The sequence below is a fragment of the Desulfarculaceae bacterium genome (assembly GCA_020444545.1).
In the GTDB taxonomy this organism is placed as follows: Bacteria; Desulfobacterota; Desulfarculia; order Desulfarculales; family Desulfarculaceae; genus Desulfoferula.
In genome coordinates, this window is sequence record JAHLKT010000006.1 from 230,498 (window position 1) to 250,672 (window position 20,175).

A 20,175-nucleotide genomic window follows, 5' to 3' on the forward strand; every position below is an offset into this window, starting at 1 on the left:
TAACCCCCCTTGGAGATAGCTGCCTACTCCCACTCAATGGTGCTGGGTGGCTTACTTGAAATATCCAACACCACCCGGTTTATCCCGGCCACCTCGTTGATGATGCGGCTGCTCAGCTTGGCCAAAAGCTCATAGGGCACGCGAGACCAGTCGGCGGTCATGGCGTCCACGCTGTCCACGATGCGCAGGGCCACCACGTCCTCGTAGGTGCGCTCGTCGCCCATTACGCCCACGGTCTTTACCGGCACCATCACCGCGAAGGACTGCCACACCTTGGTGTAGAGGTCCGCCGCGCGCATCTCCTCCTGCACGATGGCATCGGCCTCGCGCAAGGTGCGCAAACGGGCGCGGGTCACCTCGCCCATGATGCGGATGGCCAGGCCGGGGCCGGGGAAGGGCTGGCGGCTGACAATGGATTCGGGCAGGCCCAGCTCGCGGCCCACCTCGCGGCACTCGTCCTTGAACAATTCCCTCAGCGGCTCCACCAGCTTGAGCTTCATCTTCTCGGGCAGGCCGCCCACGTTGTGGTGGCTCTTGATCACCGCGCTGGGGCCCTTGAAGCTCACGCTCTCGATCACGTCGGGGTACAGCGTGCCTTGGGCCAGGTACTCCACCTCGCCCAGCTTCTTGGCCTCGGCCTCGAACACCTCGATGAAGGTGTGGCCGATGATGCGGCGCTTCTCTTCCGGGTCGGTGACCCCGGCCAAACGGTCCAGGAACAGATCGGCCGCGTCCACCACCACCAGGTTCAGGCCGAACACGTCGCGGAACAGGCCCGCCACCTCGGAGACCTCGCCCGACCGGAGCACCCCGTTGTCCACGAAGATGCTGGTCAGGTCCTTGCCGATGGCCTTGTGCAATAGGAGCGCAACCACCGAGGAGTCCACCCCGCCGCTAAGGGCGCAGATGACCTTCTGGCCGCCCAGGCGCTGCTTGAAATCGTTGATGGTGGCTTCGGCGAAGTTGTGCATGGTCCAGATGGGCTCGCAGCCGCAATCGCCCAAGACGAAGGCGGCCAGCATGGCCGCGCCGCCCGGGGTGTGGGCCACCTCGGGGTGGAACTGCACTCCGTAGATGCGCCGCTCGATGTCGCCCATGGCCGCCACCGGCGAGTTGCCGGTCACCGCCATGGCCTCGAAGCCCTGGGGCAGCTTTTCGATGCGGTCGCCGTGGCTCATCCACACCGGCTGGGGCTCGTCCTGGTCGGTGTCGCGGAAGGGGCCGCTGAGCTTGTGTATCTCCAGCTTGGCCGGGCCGTACTCGCGCTTGGCGCCCTTGGCCACCACTCCGCCCAACAGGTGGGTGATGATCTGCATCCCGTAGCAGATGCCCAACACCGGCACGCCCAGGGCGAAGATGCCCTGATCCACGCTGGGGGCCCCGGGCTCGTAGCAGGAGGCCGGGCCGCCCGAGAGGATGATGCCCTTGGGCGTGTAGGCCCGGATCTCCTCCATGGGCATGGTGCAGGGATGGATTTCGCAGTAGACCCGCGCCTCGCGCACCCGGCGCGCGATGAGCTGGGTGGTCTGGGAGCCGAAGTCCAGGATCAGGATTTTCTGCTGGTGTAGCTCGCTCACTATCACTCCACCCGGTAGTTGGGGGCTTCCTTGGTGATGGTCACGTCGTGCACGTGGCTCTCGCGAAGGCCCGCGGCGGTAATTTTGACGAAGCGGGCCCGGGAGGCCAGTTCCTCGATGTTGGCCGCGCCCACGTAGCCCATGCCCGCCTTGAGTCCGCCCACCAGCTGGTAAATGCTGTCGGCCAGGGAGCCCCGGAAGGGCACCCGGCCCACGATGCCCTCTGGCACCATCTTGTCGGCATCGCTCGCGTCCTGGGAATAGCGGTCGGCCGAGCCCTGACGCATGGCGTCGATGGAGCCCATGCCCCGGTAGACCTTGTAGCGGCGGCCTTGGAAAAGAATCGTCTCGCCGGGGCTCTCCTCGGTGCCCGCGAACAAGGAACCGATCATCACCACCTGGGCCCCGGCGGCCAGGGCCTTGGTGAGGTCGCCGGAGAACTTGATGCCGCCGTCGGCGATCAGCGGCACGCCCGCAGCCTTGGTGATCTCGGAGACCTCGAAGATGGCGCTCATCTGGGGCACGCCCACCCCGGCCACCACCCGGGTGGTGCAGATGCTGCCCGGCCCCACGCCCACCTTGACCGCGTCGACCCCGGCCTCGATGAGCGCCTTGGCCCCGTCGGCGGTGGCGATGTTGCCCGCGGCCAGCTGGGTGTCGGGGAAGGCTTTCTTGATGGCGGCTACGGTGTCGATGACTCCCTGGGCGTGGCCATGGGCCGAATCCACCACCAGCACATCCACCCCGGCATTGATCAGGGCCTCGGCCCGCAGCAGGCCGTCATCGCCGGCCCCCACCGCCGCGCCCACACGCAGGCGGCCCAGGCTGTCCTTGGCCGCATGGGGGTACTTGCGCACCTTCTCGATGTCCTTGATGGTGATGAGTCCCTTGAGCGCGCCCTTCTCGTCGGTGACCAGTAGCTTCTCGATGCGGTGCTCGTGAAGGATGGCCTTGGATTCTTCCAGGGTGGTGCCTTCGCGGGCGGTCACCAAATGGTCCTTGGTCATCACCCGGCTCACCGGCTGGTCCAGCTTGGTCTCGAAGCGGAGATCGCGGTTGGTGATGATGCCCACCAGCTTGCCGCCATCCACCACCGGCACGCCGGAGATGCGGTAGCGGCTCATCACGTCCAGCACGTCGTGCAGGCTGGCGTCCGGCCCCACGGTGACCGGGTCCACGATCATGCCTGACTCGGATTTCTTCACCTTGACCACATCCAGGACCTGGTGGTCGATGGACATGTTCTTGTGGATGAAGCCGATGCCGCCCTGGCGGGCGATGCTGATAGCCGTGTCGGACTCGGTGACCGTGTCCATGGCGGCGGTGACGATGGGGATGCTCAGGCGCACCGTACGGGTGAGCTGGGTGGAGGTGTCCACCTCGCGGGGCAGCACCGTGCTGTGGCCCGGCTTGAGCATGAGGTCGTCGAAAGTGAGTCCCTCTTCCACTCTGTGATTCATGCCTTTTTACCTCTCCATCATTGGGCGGCGGCCAGCTCCAGGAGTATGCCCTCCAGGAGACCGGCGTCCATCACCGTCATCTGGTCCAAATGAAGAACCAGCAGCAGGCCCTGCAACAGAGCCATGCCTGCCAGTATTATATCAGCCCGCTCCGGCTCCAGGCCGGGAACCTGACGCCGCTCGCGCAGGGGCAGGGCGGCCAGGCGGGACAGTTGCGTTTCCAGCTCATCCAGGCCGGCGGCCAGGTTGTTGACCCGCCCCGGCTCATAGATTTTCATGCCCAAAAGCAGGGCCCCCACCGTGGCCGCGGTGCCCGCCGTGGCCACCAGGCGGGCGGCCTTTGGGGAGGCCAGCCCTCGCAATCCATCGGCCACCGCCGCCTGCAAAGCGGCCAGCTCGGCCGGGGAGGGCGGGTCGGTGTGCAGATGGGCCTCGCTCAGGCTAACCGCGCCCAGGGGCAGGCTATGGGCCCAGGAGCCGTCCAGGGCGGTGACCTCGGTGCTGCCCCCGCCCACGTCGGCCAAGACCGCGCCTTCGGCTTGGCCTTGCAAGCGGCTGAGCACCCCGGCCCGCGAAAGGGCCGCTTCCTGTTCGCCGCTGATGATCTCGGCCAGGTCCAGGCCCAGGTCCCGGCCCAGGGAGGCCACGAAATCAGGGCCGTCCGCAGCCAGGCGGCAGGCCTGGGTGGCGGCCAGGGCGATGCGTTTTGCCCCGAGCTCGCGCGCCCGGGCCGCGAACGCCCCGGCGTGCTCGCGGGCGGCTTGCTTGGCGTCCGGAGCCAGCTCGGCGCCGGGCCTCAGGCCCCGGCCCAGGCGGGGGGTGGCCAGGCCGCGTTCGATGTCCTGGTAGCCGTTTGGGCCCACCTCGGCCACCAGCAGGCGCAGGGTGTTGGAGCCCAGGTCCAGGGCAGCGGCGATCATAGGCCAATTACCCAGGAAAAAACGTGTTTTCGGACATTTGCCATTAAGGGGCCTCGGGAGGTGGCAACCATTAAGTTGCCCCTCTTTCTAGCAGACCGGGGTCGGGTTGGCAAGGCGGGGGCTTTTGGTGCGATTGCGCGGGGCAGGGGCCCGGTTGGCCGGCCGGGGTGCGATGTGTCGGGCAAGCCTTGGAGGCCATTCAGGCGGCGGCCTGGACATATGCCCGCATTCAGGGCACTATGTCATCTGCCTCGCCCCTGTCCGCGCCTTTGGAGAGTTGTTTGAGGGATTTATTCGAGCTACGCAACCACGGCACCGATGTGCGCCGTGAGGTATTGGCCGGGGCCACCACCTTTGTCTCGGCCATGTACATCATCCTGGTCAACCCGGCCATACTGGCCCACGCGGGCCTGCCATTTTCCGCCTCGCTCACCGCCACGGTGCTGGTTTCCGCCTTTGCCAGCATTTTCATGGGCCTGTACGCCAACAACCCCCTTTTGGTGGCCCCGGGCATGAGCCTCAACTCCATGTTGGCCCTGGTCATCAGCCAGCAAGAGGGGGTGGATTACGCCACCGCCCTGGGCTGTGTGTTCTGGGCGGGGGTCCTGTTCATGCTGCTCATGTTCCTGGATCGCGGTCGGCGCTTGATCGAGGGGGTGCCCCGCATGCTGCGCCTGGGCATGGCCGGGGGCATAGGCCTGTTCATCGCCATTTTGGGCCTGCGTTCCGGCGGCCTGATAATCCCCCACGAGGAGCTGGGCCTGGCCCTGGGCTCCTTCACCCCCCGCACCCTCACTTTTCTGATCGGCTTTTTGATCACCTCGGTGCTGGTGGTGCGCAAGGTGCCGGCCGGCTTTTTATGGGGAGTGGCCCTAACCACCCTGGCGGCCTGGCCCATCGGACGGCTTTGGGACGCCGGGCCTCCGGCGGTGGCCTTTACCGGCTGGTTCCAGGCCCCGGACTTTTCCCTGCTTTTGTCCCTGGATGTATTAGGCGCGCTCTCCCTGAGCCATTGGCCCCTTATCTTCGTGCTGCTGTTCACCTGCCTGTTCGACTGCACCGCCACCATGGTGGGGGTGAGCGAGGCCGGAGACCTGGTGGACCAGCACGGCCGGCCCCAGGGATTGGGGCGGGGGCTCAAGACCTGCGGCGCGGCGGTCACCGCCGCCAGCCTCCTGGGCACCAGCCCGGCGGTGGCCTTTATTGAGTCCTCCACCGGGGTGCGCGCCGGGGGCCGCACCGGACTCACCGCAGTGACGGCCGGGCTCTTGTTTTTGCCCTTTTTATTCCTCTCGCCCCTGTTGTCCCTGGTTCCCTCCCTGGCCACGGCCCCGGTGTTGGTGCTGGCCGGGGTGTTCATGCTCAAGCCCCTGATCTATGTGCGCTGGGAACGCTTTGACGACGCCATCCCCTTTTTCATGACCATGCTGCTCATGCCGCTAACCCACTCCATCACCCAGGGCATCATCTGGGGGTGCCTGTGCTGGACCGTGCTCAAGGCGGCCTCGGGCAAATACCGTCAGATACCGGTGGCTCTTTTGGTGGTGGACGCCCTGGCCTTGATCCTGCTGTTCAACTTGGAGCGGATCGGGCATTGAGCTCGCCGGCGACATGGCTCCGGGGGGAGGGGGGCGCATGCTGAAAGCGATCGCCCGGCTATTGGCTCCGGAGGAGCGCCGTTTGGATCTGGGCGGCGGCGAACCGGTGCGCCAATATTTGGACTGCTACCGGCGGCTGGGCGGTGAGACCTGCCGCCTCCGGCTTTCCGAGCTGGAACCGGCCCATTGCCACATGGGCTCCTCCTTGCACCGCCTGGCCGAATCCAGCCAAATAGCCAGCTCGGCCCTGCTCTATGCCGCCGCCCGGCTGCCCGGCTGCATGCCCTGGGTGGAGAGGGTGATGGTGGCTGCCCAGCGCCAGGACTTCGTCCGTTTCGGCCTGGGCGAGGTGGATGCCTGGGGGCCGGCCCCGGCGGACAAGCGGCGGCGCACGGCCCTTTACGATGGGGGGCAAAACCTGGCCGTGCAGGTGCACAGCCTATCGGATTTGGATGACCTCATCCCCAGCCTGTGCGCCTATCAGATCGAGTGGAACAAGATCCACCAACACCTGAGCCAAAGCCCCCTGGGTTCGGAGTTGGCCTCGGGCCGGGCGCGGGCCTCGGAGGAGGGCCATGAGCTGCGCCGGGTGCTGGGGCTTAACCAGGCCGACTTTCAGGCCCTGGCCGAGCTTTGGGCCGAGGGCTGGGATGACAAGTTGGCCCTGGCCGCCACCAAACCCAAGAATATCGAGTTCGTGACTCTGCCAATGGGCGAGGAGGATTTCCAGGCCGCGGCCCACCGCTGGTGGGAGCGCATGCTGGAGCGGTTCGCGGGGCTGGACCTGGCCGGGCGGCCGGTGTTCTTTGTGACCAGCAACAGCCACTCTCTGGCCAACCTGATCTCCGGCTTTGCCGCTCGCCACGCCGAAGACCTTGCCCGTTACGGCCGGGAACGCCTGGGCGCGCCCTGGGAACAGGCCTTCGGGCAGCTCTCGGCCGAAGCGGCCCCCACCGCCCGCAACCTGCTCTACCTGGCCCAGCAGGGCCTTTTGGCCAGTGACCCCGGCCTGGCCCGGGAATGGGAGGCCATGGAGGCCGAGGCCGGGGTGCGGCGCACCGAGCCGGTGCCCCCGCTCTTGGCCGAGGCCCAGGTCTTTGACCTGGCCCGGCTCATCCCCCAGCGCCTGGACCCCAGGCTGCGCCTTCCCGACCCCGCGGCCCTGGCCCGGAGCCGGGCCCTGGTGCTCAACACCGACTATCCCCTGGGCTTTGGGGCCTACCACCTGTTGCGGGCGGCGGGCGAGCGTTTGTCCGCCTGGCAAGGGCTGTTCGTCCTGGGCAAGAGCGCGGCCATGATCGGTCGGCTGGGGGATATCATGATTCCCACCCAGGTGCGCGACGTGCACTCCCGCCGCCTATTCGAGCTGCCCAACTGCTTCAGCGCCCGGCGGCTGGCCCCTTATCTCTACGACGCGGCGGTGTTCGACGATCAGCGCAGCCTAACGGTGCATGGCACCTTCTTGCACTCCTGGGACACGGTGCGCCGCTTGCAGCGGGCCGATTTCACCGGCATAGAGATGGAGGCCGGTCCCTGCCTGGCCGCCCTGACCGACCATTTCATGCCCCAAGAAACCGCGTCTCCGGGCCTGGTGCGCCTGACCCCGCCGCCGGGGTTCAGCCTGGGCATTCTGCACTACACCTCGGACACCCCCTACAACCTGCGGGCCAGCCTGTTGAGCCACCCCCTGGGCCTGGCCGGCCTGGAGTCCACCTACTCCTGCTCCCTGGCCATCTGGCAGACCATCCTGGACCAGGCGGCCTTGCTGGGGAGGCGGCCCTAATCCCAAGAACCATGGCAAGGGGATGGCGGGTGCTTGGGGCGTTTTGCGGCAAGGTGCAATCTGATTGTGCTATAATGCATTTCACCCCATCGGGCATTTGCCGAGGGTGGTTGCGCCAATCCCACCCGCCAGGTAAGCGTAGACAGGCCTCATAGACCGCGACTGGTTGGGCCGGGGCAAAACCCCCTCCGCCAGGGAGAGAATGGGCTTGCGCCCTTGACGGGGCGTGTTTGCCCTAGTAAACACATGCTATTTGAAGGAGCGCCCGCTGATCCCGGCGGGCTTGGCTATGGCTATATAGGCAAGGAGTGAAGGCAATATGGCGGAGAAGCTTGGAATCTTCGTTTCCTCCGACCAGAACCTCGGTCACCTCATCGGCATATGCAAAGCCGCCACCAAGGCCGGCAAAGAGGTGAAGGTGTTTCTCACCAACCGCGGCGTTCTGCTCACCAAGGATCCCGATTTCCCCCAACTGGAAGGCCAGGGCCACATCAGCCTGTGCAACGTGAATTTCGAGGCCTTCAAGCTGGAAAAGCCGGTACCGCTGGTTGACGATAAGGATTTCGCCACCCAGATGCGCCACGCCGAGATCATCGAGTGGTGCGACCGCTACATCGTGCTGTAGGGAGGGTGAGCCATGGAAGATATCAAGAGAGTATGCATTCTGGTCAATGAGTCCGAGGACTCCTGGGAGGGCCTGCGCTCCACCCTGGGCCTGCTGGTGGAAAACCTCTGGGGCGCCTGTTTTTTCATCGACACCGTGATCGAGATGCCCGCCGAGAAGAGCGACGAGGAGTTCCAGGAGAACCTGGAGATGCTCGACGACCTGGAGGGCGAGTGTTACACCAATGTCCAGGCCAACGCGGACAAGTACGAGTTCCTGGACTACCTGCCCCTGGAGGAAATGGTCGAGAAGATCAAGACCTACCAGATAATCGTGCCGTTCTAGGAGGGTGTGATGAGCCTTTTGTATATCCTGAAAAGCGAGCCCACCCAGAGCACCGAGACCCTGATGAGCGCCCTGGGCGAAGGCAAGGAAACCAAGCGCTTCAACCTGTATGAAAACACCGACTACGACAAGCTGATCGAGGAGATCTTCGCGGCCGAGGAGATCATCTCCTGGTGGTAGGCGAGTGATTCGCGTGTTTACAGGCCGCCGTCTCGCGCAGACGGCGGCCTTTTGCGTGGAGGGACCCATGATGAGCGCCCCGGCCCGCAAGCTAATCCTGGCCGCGCTGCTGCTGGCCGCGCTGTTGGCCGGGGGCTGTATGCACCTGACCCGGGTGGAGCCCGGCGCGCGGCCCATGGAGGCCTATCAGGGCGTGGGCGGCCCGGAGCTGGCGAAGCGTTTCGCGCCCCTGATCGTGGCCCACGGCTGGAAGCAGAGCTACAACCGCATCGGCAAGCCGGTGGCCTCCTTGGACCCGCAGGGCCAGGAGCAGATACGCATGGACCCGGCCCAGCCGGCCATGTATTGGCGGGCAGTGGCCTTTTCCACGCCCAAGGGCGATTACACCAACCTGATATACCGCGTGCATTTCCCCTCTATCCCGGTGAGCCTGATCCCGTTGTTCATCAGCGCGGGCGAGAACATGGGCCTGTTCGTGGTGGTCACCCTGGACGACCACCTGCGGCCGGTCTTGGTGAGCACCCTGGGCACCTGCGGCTGCTACACTTCCCTGACCCCCACCAGCCACACGCCGAAGTGGGCCTATCCGAAAGATTGGCGGGATGAGCCGGTAAAGCTCTACGGCGAGACCCTGCCCGCGCGCCTGGCCTACGTGGGCAAGGCCCAGCCGCGCCTGGTGGTGGAGCTTAGGCCCGGCGAGCACCGGGTCATGGGGCTCAAGGTCATTCCCGGCGCGGCCATGCACGACCCACGCCTGTACCGCCTGCATTCGGCCGAGCTGATCCCGGCGGCGGCGCTGTGGCGTCTGCCTTTGGGGCAGGGGACCACCAGCTTGTTCTATGAGGACGGCATGCTGGAGGGGCACGTCAAGGGCGCCTGGAAGCCCTTGGAGACGGTGTTTATCGGCTGGTGGTGTTTGGACGGGGTGGTGGGCATGGACAAGGCCTACGGGGTCAAGGCCAACCCGCTCTACACCAGCCTCAAGCCTTGGAACCGGCTCTCCTCGGACATGAACGACTTTCCGGGGTTATTAAAGTTTTGGGGCTGGGGATTTTAAGGGATGGGGGCGGGGTGGGTGATTCCTAAGAATAGCAAAAGCAGCTAATAATAAAAAATAAGGAATGAATCGAGGGATGCGGTTCGGGGGGCCGGGATAAGGCCAGCCCCGGAGTCAAGCGCCGAGTGCGGCAAGCCGGGCCGGGTCAGACGGGCATATCGCCCCACTCAAGCCTGCTAACCTCATTCCAACCTCTTGATTTCCCATTTGTGCTCCCCGCCTAAAAAGAAAGAGCGCGCCTCACGAAGAGGCGCGCTCTTTTGTTTTCGTTCTCCACGGTAGGAGGGGTTTCTGATGCTTAATCCATGATGCGGTTACATGTTGTAGAGCTCAGAACCGTAGAGACGAATCCAGTCCTTTTTCAAGGCCTCAATGGCCTGTTTGTTCTGATCGCTGGTGCCGATTATCAGCACCGTGGCCTCGCCGGTCTGAATGCAAGGGTAGATGTAGTCCACGTTGACTTCCGCCCTCTTGAGCGGATTCAGGACCGCCAGCAACCCGCCGGCATGGTGCGGGGTTTCCGCCGCGACCACATCTTCAACCTCAACCGCGAGGCCCTGTCCTGATAAAACGTTAGCACCCTTATCCGGATTGTCAACCACGAAGCGCATAATTCCTTCGCCAGTGCCCGTGGCGGTGCTGACGAAGAAGGCCAGGATGTTGACCCCGGCGTCGCCCAGAATCTCGCTGATGGAAGCTAACTGCCCGGGCTTATTGACCATTGATATGGTGAGCTGCTTGACGGTCATGCGCTCTTCTCCTTGCCCAGCGCCAGGCGGGCATTTTGGGCCCCGACCTCCAGGGCGCGTCGATTCAGTTCCAACACCTTGGGTTTCTTGCCCAGACCGGTCTCGGCCAGGGCCTCTTTCAGGGCCTCGATGCTCACCACGCCGGTGGCTTCGGCCAGGGCGCCGACCATGATCACGTTGGCCGAACGGTCCTCGCCCAGCTCGTGGGCCAGCTCGTTCACCGGCACCGCGACCTTGGTCACGTCGTCACGCTTGACCTCGCCGTGCACCAGCGAGGAGTTGGTGAGCAGATAACCGCCCTGGGCCACCATGTTGGCGAAACGCACCAGGGAGGGGTTGTTCATCACGATCACGTAGTCCGGGGTGGAGGACACCGGCGAGGCGATTTCCTCGTCGCTGATCACCACGGTGCAGTTGGCCGTGCCGCCGCGCACCTCGGCCCCGTAGGCGGGCAGGTAGGTGACGCTCTTGCCCAGGCGCATCCCGGTGAGGGCCATGAGGTAGCCCATGACCAGCACGCCCTGGCCGCCGAAGCCGGCGAAGATCATTTTCTTGGTCATTGCCGGCCTCCTTATTTCTCGTCGTAGCCGGTGATGTCCTTGATCACCCCCAAGGGGAAGATCTTGGTCATCTCCTGCAAGGTCCACTCATAAGCCGGCACCGGAGCCATCTTCCAGTTGGTGGGGCAGGGGCTCAGGACCTCCACCAGGGAGAAACCCAGCCCGTCCAGCTGCACCTGGAAGGCCTTCTTGATGGCCTTCTTGGCCTGGCGGATGTGCTTGGGGCTGGCCACGGTCACCCGCTCCAGGTACACGCTGCCCTTGGCCGTGGCCAACATCTGGGTCAGGTCCAGGGGAGCGCCGTCGCGGGCCACGTCGCGGCCGCCGGGGGTGGTGGTGGAGTTCATGCCGGCCAGGGTGGTAGGGGCCATCTGGCCGCCGGTCATGCCGTAGGTGCCGTTGTTGACGAAGATGGCGGTGACCTTCTCGCCGCGGTTGGCCGCGTGGATGATCTCGGCGGTGCCGATGGCCGCGATGTCGCCGTCGCCCTGGTAGGTGAAAACCACCCGGTCGGGCAGCACCCGCTTGAGGCCGGTGGCCACGGCGATGGCGCGGCCGTGGGGGGCCTCGCCCATGTCCACGTCAAAGTAGTTGTAAGCCAACACCGCGCAGCCGGCGGGCGGCACCCCCAGGGTGCGCTCCTGGATCTCCAGCTCGTCGATGGTCTCGCCGACCAGGCGGTGGATGATGCTGTGCCCGCAGCCCGGGCAATAGTGCATCACGTTGGGCTTGAGGCTCTTGGGCTTGGTGAATATCTTGTTCATGGCGCGCCTCCCCTCAGCCCTGGGCCCGGGCGTCGTCGTTCATGAGCCCGGCCTGGTAGTAGTAATGGCTGATCTGGTGGGCCACCTCCTCGGGGGTGGGGACAACGCCGCCGGGGCGGCCGTAGAAGTGGACCTGGGCCTGTCCGGCCACGGCCATCTCCACGTCCTCCACCAATTGGCCGGCGCTCATCTCGAAAACCAGAAGTTGGCGCACCACCCGGGTGAGCCGCTTGAGGGGCTCGCTGGGGAAGGGCCACAGGGTCTTGGGCCGAAGCAGGCCGACCTTGAGGCCCATGGAGCGCACCCGCTTGATGGCCCCCTTGGCGATGCGGGCGGCGGTGCCGTAGGCCACCACCACCTGGCGCGCGTCGTCCAGGAGGTACTCCTCCCAGTCGGTCTCCGTGCGGGTCACCGCGTCGTACTTGCGCACCAGTTTGTAGTTGTGGTCCTCCAGGACCTTGGGGGTCAGCAGCAGGGACAACAGCGCCCGGCTGGGACGGTCCTTGGCTCCGGTGATGATCCAGTCCTTGGCCGGCAGATCGGCCAGCTCCTGCATTTCCGGGAACTCCACCGGCTCCATCATCTGGCCCATCATGCCGTCGCCCAGAATCATGACCGGGTTGCGGTACTTGTCGGCCAGGTCGAAGGCCCTGACGGTCAGGTCGCAAAGCTCCTGACAGGAGGAGGGGGCCAACACGATGGTGCGGTAGTCGCCGTGGCCGCCGCCCCGGGTGGCCTGGAAGTAGTCGCTCTGAGCCGGGGCGATGTTGCCCAGGCCCGGCCCGCCGCGCACCACGTTGGCGATCACCGCGGGAAGCTCCAAACCGGCCAGGTAGCTGATGCCTTCCTGCATCAGGCTGATGCCAGGGCTGGAGGAGGTGGTCATGACCCGCGCGCCGGCCATGGCCGCGCCGATGACCATGTTCACCGAGGCCAGCTCGCTCTCGGCCTGCACGAAGGTGCCGCCCACTTCCAGCAGGCGGGCGGACATGTACTCGGGCACTTCGTTCTGCGGGGTGATGGGGTAGCCGAAGTAGTAACGGCACCCGGCCCTAACCGCGGCCTCGCCCAATACGTGGGATCCTCGCATCAGTCTCTTAGCCACGGTACACCTCGATTGCTATGTCCGGGCAGATCAAGGCGCACAGAGTGCAGGCAGTGCAGCACTCCTCACCCTCGGCCTGGCAGAACTCCGCCGGATAATACCCCTTTTCGTTTAGCCCCTTGCTGGCGGCGATGCACTGCTTGGGACAGACCGAGATGCACAGGCCGCAGCCTTTGCACAACTCCCGGTCCACGGTGATTTTACCTTTTGCCATGTTCCCTCCCAATAGGCCGCCCAACGCCCGCTCCCCGCCCACCAGGGCGAGGGCGGACGGATCGGCATTACCTTGAAATGACGATTCATATCAGGAAGTAACATTATAGTCAAGAAAAGGGGAGGGCCGGGGCCCGGTTTGACAGGCCCCAAGGGGGCCGCTAAAATTTAAGTCCGTAATACCAGTGGGTAATCCATCCCCCAGCCCCAGGCGCCGGGAGGCCAGAAATGCACAAATTCATTGACCCCGCCCAGGCCACCCCGCCGGCCAGCCGCGAGGAATCGCTCCGGCTGCTGGAGCAATTCCACGATTTCCCCTGTCCTTACATGTTCAAGGTGATCGCCCGGGGCAGCGAAGAGCTGCCCGCCGAGGTGCGCCGCCGCGCCGAGGGCGTGGTGGGGCCGATCATGGATCAGGGCAGCGTGCGCACCCGGCCCTCGTCGGGCGGCAAGTACATGTCCGTGACCGTGGAGACCGAGCTGGCCAGCGCCGAGCAGGTGCTGGAGGTCTACGAGGCGCTCAAGCAGGTGGAGGGCCTGGTGGCCCTGATCTAGCCAATTCTCAGGCGGGCGGCTTCCAGTCCGCGGACGGGTTGACCAGCCAGGAGCCGTCCGGCGCGCTCATCACAATGCCCCGCCCGGCCAATTCCTTCAGCCCCTCGTCCAGTTCCGTGTCCTCGCCGTTCCAGATGGTGAGCATCTGCTCGCGGGTCAGGGGCGCCCCTTGGTCGGACAAGGCCACCATCAACAGATAAATGCTGGTGCCCACCACGCTGAGGCCTTGCTCGAATATGCGCTGATCCATATTTTTGGCTTTCCCTTGCCCATGGGGGCGCCTTGGGTGGAGAATAAGTCACCCTTTTTGTACCATACCGGGCGTCGCGGTCCAGCCCGGCTTGTTAGTGAACGCCCCGGAAGGAGCCCCCATGGAGCTTAGCGCCCTGATTCTGCCCTCCACCGCATTGCGCCGCAGCGTGCTGGTGTCTTTGTGCCCCCTGTTCAAGCCGCTGTGCGTGTTGCAGCCGCCCAGCCTGGAGGCCGGAGCCGAGGCGGCCCCGCCGGGGCTGGAGGGCCTGGTGGCCAAGCTGCGCCCCGGCGGCGGGGCCGACGGCTCGGACAACCCCCAGGCCCGCCAGGCGGCCGAGCAGCTGCGCCAGTGGAGCGAGTGGCTCAGCCGCAACCAGGGCTCCAGCGCGGTGGACGCGGTTAAGGCCGGGGTGCAGCCGCCCTCGCCGCCCGAGACCTTCCGCAGCCTCATGCGCGACATCAAGTCCTACCAGGGCGCCGAGGGCCAGGGCGAGCAAGGCCTGCCCGGGGTGGAGGCGGATTTGCTCTTGAACCTGGCCCACATCCAGGACCAGCAGGCCGCCGAGCTGGAGCAGGCCCTTTCCCAGGCCCGCCAGGGCGAGAGCCGTCTGCGTTCCTCCATGGGCCAGGACCAGGAGGACCACCAGCCCGTGGACTACGAGGCTCCGTTGTTGGACCACTTGGCCCCGGTGGACTACACCCTGCCCCAGGAGCACCTCCTGGAGCAACGCATGGCCGCCTGGGCTACCCTGGCCGCGGGCCTGGACGCCGGCGAGGATTGGCTGGCCACCAGCTCGGGCGCGGCGGCGCGCTTGCTCCTGGACCGGGCCCACGAGTTGGTGCAGCCGCCGGTCAAGGAGTACCGCACCCCCGCCGGGGCGGTTTCGCCCCTGGGCCTGGCCCCGATGGCCGCCCGGCCGGACAACCCCCTGGCCCAGGAGGCGGCCCGCCTGGTTTTGCCCGACCTCTCCGAGCTGGACGACCAGGCCTTCCTGAGCCTGTGCGCCAAGCTGGACCAGGACCGGGACATGGACCTGCTGCGCCAGCGGGTGAATCACCTGGCCCAGCGGGTGGAGGGCGAAAAGTGGTGGTCCGGCCTGGCCCCTGAGCTGGCCCAAGAGGCCCAGGAGTTGGCCCAAACCTATGGCGATCTGATCGAGAAGGCGGGCGTCACCGCCGGGGGCCGTCCCCGGGGCCTGAGCCTGCTGGCCTTCCCCGGCCTGACCCGCGCGGACCTCTTGGCCCTGATGAAAAATCAGAAGCCCGTGGACGCGCCCAGCCTCAAGGACTGGCCCGATAGCTGGCCCCAGGTGGCCACGCCGGTGTGGGCGCTGTGGTAGAGGGGCGCGGCGCCTAAAGGCTCCGCATGAAAGTCATCAGCTAAAAAGCCGCCTTGGGGCCGTGGCGGCGGAGGCTGAGGCCTCCGGCCGGCGTGGCGGTCGTGGGCCTTTGCAGGCTCATGCCCATCTCGAAAAGCTTAAGGATGGCTAGTGCCGTCCAGCCCGCCGGGATGACAAAAGGCCTTAGCCCTTTTTGCGCAGAGAGCCGGTGGTGTCCACCGCCCGCAGATTGGCCATCTCCCGCTCGCTGGGCTCGGGTACCATCTTCACCTCGGGCGAAACCTTGAGATCCCAACCGGTGGACTCCTTGACCTCCTCCACGGTGGTGAAGGGGAAGTAGGCGTCCAGATAGAACTCCTTGCTCACCGGGTCGGGCCGCAAGATGCCGAGGGTGGAGATGATGGCCGAGGGGCCGCCGCCCACGAACCCGGCCCGCTGGCGGGCGTCGCCGCCGTCCAGATAGCCGGGCGAGGAGATGTAGTCCACCTTTTCCATGAAGCGGCGGCTTTCATGGGAAGCCATGATCAAATAGCTCTTGGCCCCCACCGAGATGTCGTTGGCCCCGCCCGAGCCGTTGAGGCGCACCCGGGGGGTGGCGTAGCGCCCCGCCTTCCAGGGCGGCTCCTCCCAGATGCCGGTGGTGTTCACGTTGCCGTATTTGTCCACCTGGGCCGCCCCGATCACCGCGTTGTCGCAGCGCCCCGAAGCCACCAGGAAGCCCAGGGCGTCGATGGCGTTGGTGAAGCTGGTGGCGTTGGCGCTGATGCGGTTGCACTCGATGCCCCAGGGCAGTCCGCCCACCGGGGTGGAGCCGTAGATCCCGCCCTCGGTGAAGGCTCGGAGGTTGGGGGCGTGGTTGAGCCGGGCGAAGTAACCGGCCAGCATGGAGAGCCCCACTCCCAGGATGATCAGTTGGCCGTCCTTGATCTCCCGGCCGGTGACGATGGCCATGAATTCCTGCTTGGTGTATTCCATGGCGCCTATCCCTTCGCCTGTTCCAAAAGCTCGGCCACTTCCACGCCGCTTTTGAGCCAGTGGCGGTACGGGTCCATCAAGAAGGCGGTCTCCGTGGCCGTGATCTTCTCGATCTTGTCGCGGCCGATGAGGTCCACGTACTCTTCCTGGGTCTGGTAGGAGTGGACCCAGTCGTGGCAGTAGGCCTCGGTATCCTTGGCAGTCTTCATGGCCTTGTTCATCATGAACATGTGCTCTTCGTCAGAATCGTAGAGCCCGCAAGAGGCCTGGGGCCAGGAGCAGAAGGGCCAGTAGACCACCGCGTCCACCACCTCGGAGATGATGCGCACCAGGTTGGGGTATTGGCGCATGCAGGCGGTGTCCACGATCTCGTCGGCCACCAGCACCACCTTTTCGGCTGCCCGCGACATCTCGAAGCGGCTCCACTCGCTGCCCAGCATGATGGCGTTGCCGTGGATGTCGGCCATGGTCACGTGGATGGCCGCCACCTCCGGCCTGAGCGAACGGAAAGCGCCCAGGGTCTTGCCGGTGAAGGGGTCAATGATGGTGGGGATCTTGTCCGTGGCCGGGTAGACCTCCGGGTTGTCGCCCGAGCACCACTGCTGATCGTTGGAGATGTTCACCGTGGCCGGGACAAAAGGCCAGTTCATGGCCCCGCCGAAGAATCTAAAGGCCATGGCTCCGTTGGAGTAGTCCTCGATTACGGTCTGGCCGCTGGTCACCGCCCGGTTGAGGCCGTTGGCAAAGCCGTAGACCTCCAGGCCGGAGAAGCCGACCTCCACCCGCCGCACCGCGCCCACCGCGGCCAGCAGGTTCACCTGGCTGGAGCCGCAGTGGCAGATGACGTTGAGGTCCTTGCGATTCTGCTTGACCATTTCCCTGCCGAAGGCCACCGAGTCCGAACCCACCGGAAAGGCCGCCCCGTGGCAATAGGTCATGCCGTCCCAGGTGTAGGCGGCCACGGCTTGTTGAATCGTCATTAGCTTGTTGCGCAAAGGCAACCTCCCTTTGGCGTCTTGCTTTTGGCCGTGCCCGGGCCGGGCAGGGGAGCGGCCGCCACGCCTTTGCTCCTCCATGGCTTGCAGATCATCCGCACGAGGCCTCCCTTTCGCCGGAGTGATAGCCGTTCTCGCCCCTATCGCGGGAATGGGGCTAATCGGAATAATATAAAATTTGCAACATTCGCACCAACTAAGTCAAAGGCGGCCGTGCTGAAAAAGCATCGCGCCGCCCGGGGTGAAGCTCATGCGCTCGTGACAAGGGGTTTGAATTCCAGGGCACAGATAGGTTAGGAAAAGAGTAGGTCCGTCAGCGGCCACAATGGGATTGTCAAGGAATCCCGCCGCGAGAGCGGGAGCCTTTCCCAGTACACGGAGGCAAAGACATGGCTTACAAATACATCTTGAGCGAGGTCAAGGATAAGATCGGAATCCTGACCCTCAACCAGCCCGACAAGATGAACGCCTTGGGCGCCGCGGTGGAGAAAGAGATAACCGACTGCCTCAATAACTGGGCGGAAGGCACGGAAGTTAAGGTAGTAATCCTCAGGGCCAACGGCAAGGTCTTCTGCTCGGGCCACGACAGGCTGGAGGTGCGCGACGGCACCCCCTCCTCGATCCGCAACCTGTTCCAGACCTCCTACGACATGATGACCTGCATGCGCACGGTGCGTATGCCCATCATCGCCCAGGTGCACGGAATCGCCATGGCCGGCGGCTGCCATCTGGTGGCCGGCTGCGACCTGGCGGTGGCCGCGGAAGAGGGCGCCAAGTTCGGCATGACCGGAATGAAGATCGGCTACAACTGCTCCACCCCCACGGTGGCGGTGAGCCGGGCGGTCGGCTCCAAGAAATGCCTGGAAATGCTTTTCACCGGGAACCTTTACAGCGCCCGGGAGTCCCTGGACATGGGCCTGATCAACCGGGTGGTGCCCGACGACAAGCTGGAGGAGGAGACCTGGGCCCTGGCCACGCAGATCGCCAAGGGCTCCCGCATTACCCTGGGCATTTCCAAGCAGGTGTTCTACGCCCAGATCGGCATGACCGAGGACCAGGCCTATCACTACGCCAAGGAGATGATGGCCATCGCCGCCTTGCTGCCCGACGCCCAGGAGGGCTTTTCGGCGGGCATCGAAAAGCGCGAGCCCAACTTCCCGGAAGAGTAGCAAAAAGCTTGTGTTACAATCTTGCTGGCCTGGGACGCGGGGGGCGTTTGCGGACCATGAACTCCAAGGCGGCGCGCCTGCTACGCCTGGCCGGGCAACCTGCGTGAGCTGCAAAAAGTCATCGAGCCTCTGGCGGTAACGGCCGACAGCGACGTGCTGGCCGCGCGGGGGCCTTTGGCACCTATGTTGTAATGTAAGCATCGTCAAATCCCGGTCATCGCACCTTTGGCCGCATGTTCGCAGCAAGGAGTTCGGCGTGAGCGAATCCAGACACATCCCCCTGGGCGTGGGTTTTTATCCTGATTGGTGGAAAGCCAACCACGGCATCCTGGTCGGCAACCGCGACTACTACTACGACCCGGACTACCGAGTGGATGTTGGCCTCAAGCAGCAGAAGGCCCTCTATGAGCAGTTCGGCGACGTGGGCCTGGGCGCTCCCGACCCTGAGCCCAAGCCCTTGATCAGCTTCGGTATGGTCATGCTGCCCGCCATCTTCGGCTGCGAGATCGTCTATGAGGAAGCGGCTCTACCCTGGGCCATGCCCCTGAACCTCTCGGCCGAGGAGTGCGACAAGCTCTCAAAGCCCGACCTGACCAAGGCCGAGCCCATGGCCACCATCCTGGGCCAGTGCGAGTACTTGAAGAAAAAGTACGGCAAGGTGGTGGGCGACATCAACGTGACCGGCGTGCAGAACCTGGCCCTCAAGCTACGGGGCGAAGAGCTCTACATGGACTACTTCGAGGACCCCGAGTTCGCGCACCGCTTCCTGAAGTTCTGCACCGAGTGCATTATCGACCTGTGGAAACTGGTCTATCCCATCACCGGCACCGGCGCGGTAGACGTTACTCCCATGTGCGACCCCACCATCTACTGCGTGCCCAACTGCACCGTGGAGCAGATCAGCGGGGACACCTACGAGGAGTTCGGCCTGCCCTACGACACCATGCTGGCCGAGGCCTGCCATCCCTTTGGCATCCACCACTGCGGCAGCCTGGACCCGGTGGCCGAGCACTACGCCAAGGTGCCCAACCTGGTCTTCGTGGAAGCGGGCTTTGGCACCGACTTCCGCCGCTCCCGCGAGCTGCTGGGCCCTGACGTGGCCTTCAACGCCCGCATCAGCCCGGTGCTCATGAAAAACGGCACCCCCGAGGAGGTGGCGGCCACGGTGAAGGACGCCATCGACCAGGGCGCGCCGCTTTCCAATTATTCCATCGACACGGTGGGGCTCACCGACGGGGTGCCCGACGAGAACGTGCGCGCCGCCCGCAAGACGGCCGCGGAATTCGGCAAGATCGGCTAGCGTCTTTGGCGCTGAAAGGCACGAATGCTATGCAGACCATTATCCGCAGCGCCAGCCGCGAGGTGATCATCGGGCACGACCAGCCGGTGGTGATGATCGGCGAACGCATCAACCCCACGGGCCGCAAGAAACTGGCCGCCGCCCTGGAAAAGGGCGACATGAGCTTGGTGCAGGCCGAGGCCTTGGCCCAGGTGGAAGCCGGGGCCCAGGTCTTGGACGTGAACGTGGGCGTCTCCGGGGCCGATGAGAAGGACCTGATGCTCCAGGCCTTGGCCGCGCTCAAGGAAGTGACCGACGTGCCCCTGTGCATCGACTCGGCCAAGCCCGAGGTGCAGGCCGCCGGCCTGGAGGCCTACGAGGGCAAGGCCCTGGTCAACTCGGTGAACGGCGAAGAGGCCAAGCTCAAGGAAGTGCTGCCCCTGGTGGCCCAGTACAAGTCGGCTGTGGTGGCCCTGACCATGGACGACAAGGGCATCCCCACTGACGTGCCCACTCGCCTGGCCATTGCCGACAAGATCGTCAACGAGGCGGCCAAGCTGGGCATCGCCCTGGAGGACATCGTCATCGACCCCCTGGCCATGAGCGTGGCCGCCGACGACCAGGCGGGCCTGGCAGCGCTCAGCGCCTTGAGCGGCATCCGCGACAAGCTGGGGGTCAACCAGACCATCGGGGCC

Annotated in this window: 22 protein-coding genes; 11 read left to right on the top strand and 11 right to left on the bottom strand. The window is 65.2% G+C overall.

Going from position 1 to position 20,175, the window contains the following annotated elements; translation table 11 throughout:
* Positions 1 to 23: 23 nt before the first annotated feature.
* From guaA to KQH53_17550, 3 genes are read right to left on the bottom strand one after another with little or no spacing between them, the layout of a single operon-like run.
* Entirely contained in the window at positions 24 to 1,577 is a 1,554-nt protein-coding gene (gene guaA / locus KQH53_17540; GenBank protein ID MCB2228488.1) for a glutamine-hydrolyzing GMP synthase, read from the bottom strand.
* A gap of 2 nt (positions 1,578 to 1,579) precedes the next feature.
* Positions 1,580 to 3,037 (bottom strand): IMP dehydrogenase, encoded by a 1,458-nt coding sequence (guaB, locus tag KQH53_17545; GenBank protein MCB2228489.1) that lies wholly within the window; start codon positions 3,035 to 3,037, stop codon positions 1,580 to 1,582.
* Positions 3,038 to 3,054: 17 nt separating this feature from the next.
* Entirely contained in the window at positions 3,055 to 3,957 is a 903-nt protein-coding gene (locus tag KQH53_17550) for a hypothetical protein (GenBank protein MCB2228490.1), read from the bottom strand.
* 281 nt (positions 3,958 to 4,238) lie between these two features.
* Between KQH53_17550 and KQH53_17555 the strand changes: the two genes are divergently transcribed.
* The 6 genes from KQH53_17555 to KQH53_17580 all read left to right on the top strand — a co-directional run bounded on the left by KQH53_17555 (position 4,239) and on the right by KQH53_17580 (position 9,524).
* Positions 4,239 to 5,555 (top strand): NCS2 family permease, encoded by a 1,317-nt coding sequence (locus KQH53_17555; GenBank protein ID MCB2228491.1) that lies wholly within the window; start codon positions 4,239 to 4,241, stop codon positions 5,553 to 5,555.
* A 37-nt stretch (positions 5,556 to 5,592) separates the two neighbouring features.
* Complete coding sequence (locus KQH53_17560; protein MCB2228492.1) at positions 5,593 to 7,338, top strand: hypothetical protein; 1,746 nt, start codon at positions 5,593 to 5,595, stop codon at positions 7,336 to 7,338.
* 319 nt (positions 7,339 to 7,657) lie between these two features.
* Complete coding sequence (locus KQH53_17565; protein MCB2228493.1) at positions 7,658 to 7,963, top strand: hypothetical protein; 306 nt, start codon at positions 7,658 to 7,660, stop codon at positions 7,961 to 7,963.
* A 12-nt stretch (positions 7,964 to 7,975) separates the two neighbouring features.
* Positions 7,976 to 8,287, top strand: a complete 312-nt coding sequence (locus KQH53_17570) for a hypothetical protein (protein MCB2228494.1) — start codon at positions 7,976 to 7,978, stop codon at positions 8,285 to 8,287.
* 9 nt (positions 8,288 to 8,296) lie between these two features.
* Positions 8,297 to 8,467 carry a hypothetical protein gene (locus tag KQH53_17575; protein MCB2228495.1) on the top strand — a complete coding sequence of 57 codons (171 nt, stop codon included), beginning with the start codon at positions 8,297 to 8,299 and terminating at the stop codon, positions 8,465 to 8,467.
* Between the two features lie 67 nt (positions 8,468 to 8,534).
* Entirely contained in the window at positions 8,535 to 9,524 is a 990-nt protein-coding gene (locus KQH53_17580; GenBank protein MCB2228496.1) for a hypothetical protein, read from the top strand.
* A 314-nt stretch (positions 9,525 to 9,838) separates the two neighbouring features.
* On the opposite strand, the gene KQH53_17585 is transcribed toward KQH53_17580, so the two are convergent.
* From KQH53_17585 to KQH53_17605, 5 genes are read right to left on the bottom strand one after another with little or no spacing between them, the layout of a single operon-like run.
* Entirely contained in the window at positions 9,839 to 10,273 is a 435-nt protein-coding gene (locus KQH53_17585) for an ACT domain-containing protein (protein ID MCB2228497.1), read from the bottom strand.
* On the bottom strand, positions 10,270 to 10,833 hold the full coding sequence (locus KQH53_17590; protein ID MCB2228498.1) for a 2-oxoacid:acceptor oxidoreductase family protein: 564 nt from the start codon (positions 10,831 to 10,833) through the stop codon (positions 10,270 to 10,272). Before KQH53_17590 ends, KQH53_17585 begins: the two co-directional genes overlap by 4 nt.
* A gap of 11 nt (positions 10,834 to 10,844) precedes the next feature.
* Positions 10,845 to 11,597, bottom strand: coding sequence for a 2-oxoglutarate oxidoreductase (locus KQH53_17595; protein MCB2228499.1), 753 nt, complete (start codon positions 11,595 to 11,597; stop codon positions 10,845 to 10,847).
* 13 nt (positions 11,598 to 11,610) lie between these two features.
* Complete coding sequence (locus tag KQH53_17600; GenBank protein MCB2228500.1) at positions 11,611 to 12,702, bottom strand: 3-methyl-2-oxobutanoate dehydrogenase subunit VorB; 1,092 nt, start codon at positions 12,700 to 12,702, stop codon at positions 11,611 to 11,613.
* The gene (locus KQH53_17605) at positions 12,695 to 12,916 is read right to left on the bottom strand and encodes a ferredoxin family protein (protein MCB2228501.1); all 222 of its coding nucleotides are present in this window, start codon (positions 12,914 to 12,916) and stop codon (positions 12,695 to 12,697) included. Before KQH53_17605 ends, KQH53_17600 begins: the two co-directional genes overlap by 8 nt.
* A 227-nt stretch (positions 12,917 to 13,143) precedes the next feature.
* On the opposite strand from KQH53_17605, the gene KQH53_17610 reads away from it, so the two are divergent.
* The gene (locus tag KQH53_17610; GenBank protein ID MCB2228502.1) at positions 13,144 to 13,470 is read left to right on the top strand and encodes a DUF493 domain-containing protein; all 327 of its coding nucleotides are present in this window, start codon (positions 13,144 to 13,146) and stop codon (positions 13,468 to 13,470) included.
* Between the two features lie 7 nt (positions 13,471 to 13,477).
* On the opposite strand, the gene KQH53_17615 is transcribed toward KQH53_17610, so the two are convergent.
* Positions 13,478 to 13,720, bottom strand: coding sequence for a hypothetical protein (locus KQH53_17615; protein ID MCB2228503.1), 243 nt, complete (start codon positions 13,718 to 13,720; stop codon positions 13,478 to 13,480).
* Between the two features lie 121 nt (positions 13,721 to 13,841).
* Between KQH53_17615 and KQH53_17620 the strand changes: the two genes are divergently transcribed.
* Entirely contained in the window at positions 13,842 to 15,062 is a 1,221-nt protein-coding gene (locus tag KQH53_17620) for a hypothetical protein (protein ID MCB2228504.1), read from the top strand.
* 183 nt (positions 15,063 to 15,245) lie between these two features.
* On the opposite strand, the gene KQH53_17625 is transcribed toward KQH53_17620, so the two are convergent.
* Together KQH53_17625 and KQH53_17630 are read right to left on the bottom strand one after the other, a co-directional pair.
* The gene (locus KQH53_17625) at positions 15,246 to 16,037 is read right to left on the bottom strand and encodes a hypothetical protein (protein MCB2228505.1); all 792 of its coding nucleotides are present in this window, start codon (positions 16,035 to 16,037) and stop codon (positions 15,246 to 15,248) included.
* Between the two features lie 5 nt (positions 16,038 to 16,042).
* Entirely contained in the window at positions 16,043 to 17,032 is a 990-nt protein-coding gene (locus KQH53_17630; protein MCB2228506.1) for a hypothetical protein, read from the bottom strand.
* Between the two features lie 389 nt (positions 17,033 to 17,421).
* On the opposite strand from KQH53_17630, the gene KQH53_17635 reads away from it, so the two are divergent.
* The 3 genes from KQH53_17635 to KQH53_17645 all read left to right on the top strand — a co-directional run.
* The gene (locus KQH53_17635; GenBank protein ID MCB2228507.1) at positions 17,422 to 18,201 is read left to right on the top strand and encodes an enoyl-CoA hydratase/isomerase family protein; all 780 of its coding nucleotides are present in this window, start codon (positions 17,422 to 17,424) and stop codon (positions 18,199 to 18,201) included.
* Between the two features lie 256 nt (positions 18,202 to 18,457).
* Positions 18,458 to 19,501 carry a hypothetical protein gene (locus tag KQH53_17640; protein MCB2228508.1) on the top strand — a complete coding sequence of 348 codons (1,044 nt, stop codon included), beginning with the start codon at positions 18,458 to 18,460 and terminating at the stop codon, positions 19,499 to 19,501.
* A 29-nt stretch (positions 19,502 to 19,530) separates the two neighbouring features.
* On the top strand, positions 19,531 to 20,175 hold a 645-nt coding region (locus tag KQH53_17645), incomplete at its 3' end, for a dihydropteroate synthase (GenBank protein ID MCB2228509.1).

Coding starts and splice junctions, on each gene's coding strand:
- KQH53_17595 (MCB2228499.1), bottom strand. CDS start 11,597: ATGAACAAGATATTCACCAAGCCCAAGAGCCTCAAGCCCAACGTGATG.
- KQH53_17625 (MCB2228505.1), bottom strand. CDS start 16,037: ATGGAATACACCAAGCAGGAATTCATGGCCATCGTCACCGGCCGGGAG.
- KQH53_17605 (MCB2228501.1), bottom strand. CDS start 12,916: ATGGCAAAAGGTAAAATCACCGTGGACCGGGAGTTGTGCAAAGGCTGC.
- KQH53_17560 (MCB2228492.1), top strand. CDS start 5,593: ATGCTGAAAGCGATCGCCCGGCTATTGGCTCCGGAGGAGCGCCGTTTG.
- KQH53_17635 (MCB2228507.1), top strand. CDS start 17,422: ATGGCTTACAAATACATCTTGAGCGAGGTCAAGGATAAGATCGGAATC.
- KQH53_17610 (MCB2228502.1), top strand. CDS start 13,144: ATGCACAAATTCATTGACCCCGCCCAGGCCACCCCGCCGGCCAGCCGC.
- KQH53_17590 (MCB2228498.1), bottom strand. CDS start 10,833: ATGACCAAGAAAATGATCTTCGCCGGCTTCGGCGGCCAGGGCGTGCTG.
- KQH53_17575 (MCB2228495.1), top strand. CDS start 8,297: ATGAGCCTTTTGTATATCCTGAAAAGCGAGCCCACCCAGAGCACCGAG.
- KQH53_17620 (MCB2228504.1), top strand. CDS start 13,842: ATGGAGCTTAGCGCCCTGATTCTGCCCTCCACCGCATTGCGCCGCAGC.
- KQH53_17550 (MCB2228490.1), bottom strand. CDS start 3,957: ATGATCGCCGCTGCCCTGGACCTGGGCTCCAACACCCTGCGCCTGCTG.
- KQH53_17615 (MCB2228503.1), bottom strand. CDS start 13,720: ATGGATCAGCGCATATTCGAGCAAGGCCTCAGCGTGGTGGGCACCAGC.
- KQH53_17565 (MCB2228493.1), top strand. CDS start 7,658: ATGGCGGAGAAGCTTGGAATCTTCGTTTCCTCCGACCAGAACCTCGGT.
- KQH53_17580 (MCB2228496.1), top strand. CDS start 8,535: ATGATGAGCGCCCCGGCCCGCAAGCTAATCCTGGCCGCGCTGCTGCTG.
- KQH53_17570 (MCB2228494.1), top strand. CDS start 7,976: ATGGAAGATATCAAGAGAGTATGCATTCTGGTCAATGAGTCCGAGGAC.
- KQH53_17585 (MCB2228497.1), bottom strand. CDS start 10,273: ATGACCGTCAAGCAGCTCACCATATCAATGGTCAATAAGCCCGGGCAG.
- guaB (MCB2228489.1), bottom strand. CDS start 3,037: ATGAATCACAGAGTGGAAGAGGGACTCACTTTCGACGACCTCATGCTC.